The sequence below is a fragment of the Mailhella massiliensis genome (assembly GCF_020741395.1).
GTDB lineage: Bacteria > Desulfobacterota > Desulfovibrionia > Desulfovibrionales > Desulfovibrionaceae > Mailhella > Mailhella massiliensis_A.
Window position 1 is genome coordinate 1 of the sequence record NZ_DYZA01000010.1, and the last position, 5,731, is coordinate 5,731.

A 5,731-nucleotide genomic window follows, 5' to 3' on the forward strand; every position below is an offset into this window, starting at 1 on the left:
GCCGGGTTCCCCCGGAGGGAAGGGCGCTTGAGGGACAGCGCTCCCTCGGAAAGCCCGGGGAAGGGGCTTCTTCATCCGTTTGCCGCGCCCGGGCCTTCAGGCAAGCGCCTGCCCTGCCGCGCCCCGGCTTCGGCCTTTCCCCGGGAAATCGGAAGATGCGCCCCGGGGCGGAACATGCGGAAGCTTTCGGGGCCTCTCCCCCTGCCGGCCGCTCCCGGGCCGGGGAAGCGCCGCGCGCTTCGGGCAAAGGCCGGGAATCTGCCGGAACGGGAGGGCTTCCGGGGAAAAGGCAAAGATTTTGTGCGAAGCGGGCGTCTTTTTGCTTGCCAAAGCAAGAGAATCGAGTCATATTCCCGCTGTTGGACCCGTAGCTCAGTTGGTAGAGCCCCCGGCTCATAACCGGATTGTCGTAGGTTCGAGGCCTGCCGGGTCCACCACCCTGAAAAAAAAGGACGGATGGGGATATTCCCTGTCCGTCCTTTTTTTGTGTCGTCACAACGCCCGGGGCGGCGCCCCGGCGCACGCTTCTGCGCCGTGCTGCAGCCGCCGGGCAAAGCTGAGGGCCTCAGAGTTTCTCGCAGATTTTTTCGATGAAGCGCGACTTGAGCTGCTTCTGCGCCAGGGAGCGCTTCACGGCGGGCATTTTCAGGATGGAGCCGAGCACGCCCGCAAGCAGGCGATGGCTGAAGAGCATGCGGTTGTCGAAGATGAGGTTCTGGAGGTTGCCGCGCTCCGTGGCCATGACTACGGCGCGGTGCGTGGTGTTGAGAGGCGTGATGGTGCGTTCCGGCCGGGGTACGAGGGTCACGGCCCCCTTGGTGCAGCCGCGGGTGCACACGCCGCAGCCGAGGCACAGCTCGGCGTTGAAGTCTATGCGGCGCGTGCCGTCTTCGTTGCGCACCATGGTCAGGGCGTTCACAGGGCACAGGTCGACGCAGCGGCCGCACTTCACGCAGGCGGATTCATCCATGTGCATGATGAAGTTGGAGTGTATGGTCTGCGTCATCTGGAAGCGCTTCACCGCGCCGAGGGCCTCGCAGCAGCAGCCGCAGCAGTTGCAGATGAAGTTCACGCCTTCGCGCACGTTTTCGCCGAACTGCACGAGGTTGTGCTCCCATGCCTGATGCAGAAGCTCGAGGCACTCGCTTTTGCTTACCTCTCTTGCGTGGCCGTGCTTGATGAGGGAATGGGCGGCGGTGTTGAAAGTCATGCAGATATCCATGGGCGCGTCGCAGGCCGTGCCGAGGTGCTGCTTCTTGTGGCGGCAGTAGCACATGCTGATGCCGCACTGGGAGGCAGTTTCAATGACGTGGGTGGAGCGTTCCCAGTCGAGGATTTCCATGGCGTAGGGCTCCTTCACCGTGGGCTCCTGCACGAAGACGCGGCCGAGGCCCGTCTCGCCGGTGACGAAGAGCTCGCGCATGAAGTCCTCTTCCACGTTGATGTACTGGTGGAAGAGCTCGGCAAGGGTTTTCTGGTCCACGTCCTTTCGCACGCGCATCATGGAAAATTCAAAGAAACCGGCCATGGGCGGGGGCAGGCAGTAGCGCTGTTCCCCTTTCACCTCCATATCCACGAGCATGGCGCGGGAGGCGAGATTGTCGAGAATCTTGTGCGCCTCCGTTTCCGGCATGTTCCAGCGCTTCGCGGCGTCGGATGCGGTGAAGGGCCGTATGGGCATCTGCGCCACAAGGTCGGCCTCCTTTTCCGTGAAGAGCATTTTGAGGATGGAGTAGAGCGTTTCCGATTCCGGCGCGCCCTGGGGGAAGCGGTTGAGCCGGTCTATCATGCGGCCGTAGGCGGACTGTTTTTCCAGCATGAGGTGATGTCCCACAAAAGTCTCCTTTGCGTCTGCGGATAAAGGAAAATCATGGCCATGAGCGCATATCGTCGGGGAAGGGAGCGTGATGATCTCATCATTCTCATGAAGAAAGAGGGGGGAGACTGCATGCGCCCTGCATCGCAGCGGCATAAGGCCATGGCATGACAGGGCTATTGTAGCGCGTTGCAGAGAAACATCAAGGACGTTGCGGGAGGGAGCGGGAAAGACGCATGAAGGATGCGCCCCTTCCCTGCCGGGAGGGCGGAAAAAAGCCCCGCCGGAGAAGGCCCGGCGGGGCTTGCGGGAAGGCTTCCTGCACGGCTGTTCAGGACTGGCGTTCGTTGCGCACGGCGGCGGCGACGACGCTCACAAGGAACCAGAGGCAGGACACGAGAATGATGGTTGCACCCGTGGCCGTGCCCATCCAGGGCTGCACGGAGAGGGCGAGCCCGGCCACGGCGGAGCTTGTGCCCACGAGAACGGCCCACCAGAACATGCCCCCGGCGCTTCTTGCGAAGTTGCGTGCCGAGGCGGCGGGCACGGTGAGCATGGCGGTGACGAGCAGCACGCCCACGCCCCACACGGAGAACATGACTACAAGCGCGAGCAGGGCGGCGAAGAGGTATTCAAACAGCGCCACGGGCACGCGGTGCGCCCGGGCGATGATGCCGCTTGTGCCCGCGTAGAGCAGGCGGTTGAACGCCGCGATTTCAAAGATCACGAAAAGAAGGAACAGGGCGCAGAGCCAGGCTATGTCCGTTTCCGTCATGGTGAGTATGTCGCCGTAGAGGAACTGTTGCAGGTCGCGGGCTATGGTGTTGTTGCGGCTGACCACGGCAAGGCCCCCGGCCACCACGGCGGAAAAGACCACGCCTATGACGGTATCCGAGGGAAGGGCGCTGAAACGCTGCATGAACATGATGAGAAGCCCCACGGCAAGGCCGAACAGGGGCATGGAAAGGTGCGGGTCCACCCCGAGGATGAGCCCGGCGGCCACACCCGCGAAGGCGGAATGTCCCACCGCGTCGGAAAAGAAGGCCATGCGGTAATGCACCACCTGTACGCCGAGGGCCGCCGTCATGGGCGCGAGCAGCACGAGGGCCACGAGGGCCTGCTGCATGAAACGCATGTCCATGCCGTCCAGCGGGAAGTGGGAGGCCAGGGAAAAAAGCCACGAAAGGTCAGGCATGGCGATGCTCCTTTCCGGCGCTGTGATCATGGCCGGGCATGGCGTGGGTGTGATCCTGCGCGCAGATGAGGCCCATGTGCATGCCGAACAGGGCCTGGAGCACGTCACCGTTGAGCACCTTGTCCGGCGGCCCCTGGGCAATGACGCGGCGCTTCAGGCAGATGACGCAGGTGGCGTGATGGGCCACCATGCCGAGGTCGTGGCTCACCATGATCTGGGTGAATTTCTGGGTGCGGCGCAGGTCGTCCAGAAGCTCGCAGAACAGGCGTCCGCCCTCGAAATCCACACCTGCCGAAGGTTCGTCCAGCACGAGAAGCTCGGGCTTCTGCTGGAGAGCCAGGGCAAGGAGCACGCGCTGCATCTCCCCGCCGGAAAGGGTGCCCACGCGGCGCCGCATGAGGTGGGCGGCGTGCACTTCGTCAAGAAGGGCCAGGGCCTTTTCTTTCGCCCTTCGGGAAATACCGAGCCAGAGCGGGCGCTTCTGCACGCCCATGGTGAGAAATTCCGCCACGGTGAAGGGCATGCCCCGGTCGAGGATGAGCTTCTGCGGTACATAGCCTATGCGCAGTCCTCGGCCGCCGCTGAGGGTGATGCGGCCCCGGTAGTGCACCTCGCCGAGAAGTGCAAGCAGAAGCGTAGTCTTGCCCGCGCCGTTGGGCCCGATGAGCACGGTGCAGCTGCCCTTCGGCACGGCGGCGTTCACCTGATCGAGAATGTTCAGCCCGCTCCTGGTCACGCTCACATGGTCGAACACAATGGCGGGGCTTTCAGTATGTTCCAAGGGCGTTCTCCAGGATGCGCAGGTTTTCGCGCATGACATGTTCGTAGTAGTCCGGCGAGGCGTCTTCCGGGCCGCCCGCCGCCGGGTCGAGGGTAAGGCAGGCTATGCCCGTTTCCGCAGCCAGGGCCTTTCCCGTGCGGTCGGGGTACTGCGGTTCCGTGATCACGGCGGCCGTGCCCTTTTCGCGGATGATCTGCACGAGGTTCAGCATGTCCCTCGCGGAGGGCTCCTGCCCTTCGCTTTCGCGGATCACGCCGTCCACGCGAAGGCCCATGTCGCGGGCGAGATAGCCGAAGATATCGTGCTGCACGAGCACGCCCCTGCCCGCCATGCGTGCACCCGCCTCCCGGCAGGCTTCGGCAAGTTTTGCGTAGCGCTCCGCCGTGCGCCGGCCCCCTTCCTCATACAGGGCCGCGTTTGCAGGATCCAGGCCTGCAAGCTGCTTTGCCAGGGAAAGGGCCATGCGCTCCATCATGGCCGGGCTTGCGAAGATATGCGGGTTCACGCCGTGATGATGAGGGCCGCCTTCCCCCTCTTCGCGGATGAGGCCGTCCAGGCCCCGGGAAAGGTCGATGATACAGGAGCCTTCCTTCATGAGCTTTCCGGCGCGGCCTTCCTCGCCGAGAAAGCTTTCCAGCCCCAGGCCGTTGACGACGAGCACGTCCGCCCGGGCGAGGGCGCGCCTGTCCTGCACCGTCATGGCGTAGTCGTGAGGGCAGCCCGTGCCGGGAGGCAGGAGCAGGGAAAGGTTCACTCCAGGCACGTCGCGCGCCACCTCCCGAAGAAGGAGCCATACCGGGAATACCGAGGCCGTTATCTCCCGTGCGGCGGCTCCCGCCGGGGAGGCGAGAGCGAGAACGAGGCAGACAAGAAAGGTAAAGAATGTTTTCATGCGCTATCCTGAAAGGATAAGGTTGCTGCGGCGAAAGGGCGGCCGCCCCGTCTGCGGCGCGGCCGGACAGACAGGAGAGCTTTAACCGGCGAATATGTCAAGTCTTTGCCGTGGAATACGAAACGGGCATCTCCGGGCGGAGGCGGAAGGCCCGGGAAGCCGGAGGAGAAGGGGAGCCTCCTCTCCGGCGGGGACGCCGCGTTTTCCGGAGGGCGGCCGGAATAGGGCTTTGATGAATGTCTTTACATGAAGGGGGCGTGAAGGCATTGACGGAGAAAATCATAAGTGCTCTATTGAACATACTAGGAATGGGAAAGCGAAGCTTCCGGGCGTTCCGCATGAGGCGGGAGGGAAGGGCGCTTATGCATCCGCCGCCGCAGCGGAAAGCGGAGCGGCCGGCGGCAACATGCAGACCATGCGTTCCGACGGGACAGGCGTTCCTGCATGGGGGCACGGTTCAGGATAAGGAGAACAGGTATGGGAATGTCGGGAAATTACTTCAGAACCAGTGAAAGTACTGTCGAAAAGATACGCCGGGGCGAGATTGCGCTTTCGGATCTCATCTACGATAAGGCGGAGAAAGAGCATATCGTGGATATCGACAAGGCCTGGCACGCCATACAGTTCACCCTCACCGGAGCTTCCTACGGCGGGGACGACGACAATATCTTCAGCCGCCTGGTGCTGAGCGGCAACACCCTCCTTGAGGAGGATGACGACGAGTTCTCCTCCATGCTCATGGCTGTCCCCGACGTGAAGGCCCTCGCCGCAGCCCTTGCCCTGCTCACGCAGGAGGATTTCCGGGAACGCTTCAACGTGCAGGAAATGCTGGAAAACCAGATTTATCCTGTGACGGAGGACGACGATGAGGAGGATTTTTTTGAATATGTGTGGGACGCTGTGGAGGAATTGAAGGAATTCTTTGACGATGCCGCCCGCGAGGGGCAGGCCGTAATCTTCTATGTAATGTAGCGAACGGGCCTTTTCCGGGCGCGCGCCGTTCTTCCCCTGCCGGGGCGGGCGGCGTTTTTTTCTGCCCCAGCGCCC

General features: G+C 63.0%; 5 protein-coding genes and 1 tRNA gene. 2 read left to right on the forward strand and 4 right to left on the reverse strand.

The window, feature by feature from the left end; translation table 11 throughout:
* The first annotated feature begins 361 nt into the window (after window positions 1-361).
* Window positions 362-437, forward strand: a tRNA-Ile gene (locus K8W16_RS00355).
* A gap of 128 nt (window positions 438-565) precedes the next feature.
* On the opposite strand, the gene K8W16_RS00360 is transcribed toward K8W16_RS00355, so the two are convergent.
* The 4 genes from K8W16_RS00360 to K8W16_RS00375 all read right to left on the reverse strand — a co-directional run bounded on the left by K8W16_RS00360 (window position 566) and on the right by K8W16_RS00375 (window position 4,684).
* On the reverse strand, window positions 566-1,834 hold the full coding sequence (locus K8W16_RS00360) for a 4Fe-4S dicluster domain-containing protein (protein ID WP_304120171.1): 1,269 nt from the start codon (window positions 1,832-1,834) through the stop codon (window positions 566-568).
* Window positions 1,835-2,147: 313 nt separating this feature from the next.
* Window positions 2,148-3,011, reverse strand: a complete 864-nt coding sequence (locus K8W16_RS00365) for a metal ABC transporter permease (protein WP_304120172.1) — start codon at window positions 3,009-3,011, stop codon at window positions 2,148-2,150.
* The gene (locus K8W16_RS00370; protein WP_304120174.1) at window positions 3,004-3,792 is read right to left on the reverse strand and encodes a metal ABC transporter ATP-binding protein; all 789 of its coding nucleotides are present in this window, start codon (window positions 3,790-3,792) and stop codon (window positions 3,004-3,006) included. The genes K8W16_RS00365 and K8W16_RS00370 overlap by 8 nt, the downstream gene beginning before the upstream one ends.
* Window positions 3,779-4,684, reverse strand: a complete 906-nt coding sequence (locus K8W16_RS00375) for a metal ABC transporter substrate-binding protein (RefSeq protein ID WP_304120176.1) — start codon at window positions 4,682-4,684, stop codon at window positions 3,779-3,781. Before K8W16_RS00375 ends, K8W16_RS00370 begins: the two co-directional genes overlap by 14 nt.
* A 477-nt stretch (window positions 4,685-5,161) precedes the next feature.
* Between K8W16_RS00375 and K8W16_RS00380 the strand changes: the two genes are divergently transcribed.
* Window positions 5,162-5,656 (forward strand): YfbM family protein, encoded by a 495-nt coding sequence (locus K8W16_RS00380; RefSeq protein ID WP_304120178.1) that lies wholly within the window; start codon window positions 5,162-5,164, stop codon window positions 5,654-5,656.
* The last annotated feature ends 75 nt before the right edge of the window (window positions 5,657-5,731 follow it).